Here is a 752-nt window from a genome sequence, read left to right on the forward strand (position 1 = left end):
TTCATAGATATATTTATAACCTGTTTGGGTTTGCTCTTCTTTTTTGAATTTGTAGCCTTTTATTTCTTTGATTTCCTGTTTTTTTGTTCCTATTTCTGCTCTTTCTAAAGCTTTGCCTTGTTCGTCTACATATTCTGTTGTTACTGCTTTTTCTTTTTCTTCTGCTACTAGCGGTTTGTCTGGTTTTTTTGTTTCTACAACCAGTACTGTAGCTTCTTTTGTTACGCTTGCTCCATTATTATCTGTTAAAGTATATTTTATTTTATATTCCCCAGCTTTTTTATTATCAAAATTTCCTTCTTCTATTTTTACTTTATCTATTAAATTATCCCCATCTTCCCTGTCACTTGCTTTTGTTATTAATGATTTTAAGTCTAAATTTTCTCCTGCTTTTATCTGTTTATCTATTACCTGCAAAACTGGAATTTCATTTAATTTTAATTTTTTTGGATTAACCGTAACTTTTGCCCTTTTATATGTAGTAATTCCTATTTTATTTTTCACTTTAAATGTTATGGTGTATGTTCCTACTTTATCTTTATTGAAACCTCCGTCTTCTTCGACTGTAACACCGCCCTTATTCAAAGGTTTTTTTATTAAATCTTTAAGATTAAAATCTTCTCCTTGTATTATGGTTTTATCTTCTAATTCTAAAATTGGAGCTTCTTCAATTTTAGCTATATTTTGTTTTACAGTTACTTTTGCTACTTTACTTACACTTTCTCCATTATTATCTGTTAAAGTATATTTTA

At 28.1% G+C, this 752-nt stretch carries 1 protein-coding gene; it reads right to left on the reverse strand.

Annotated features, from left to right (window positions below):
• The coding region (locus tag HMPREF1871_RS06345; RefSeq protein ID WP_198145797.1) for an immunoglobulin-like domain-containing protein at nucleotides 1–752 on the reverse strand (752 nt) is incomplete at both ends.

The sequence above is a fragment of the Gemelliphila asaccharolytica genome (assembly GCF_001553005.1).
GTDB classification, from domain to species: domain Bacteria; phylum Bacillota; class Bacilli; order Staphylococcales; family Gemellaceae; genus Gemelliphila; species Gemelliphila asaccharolytica.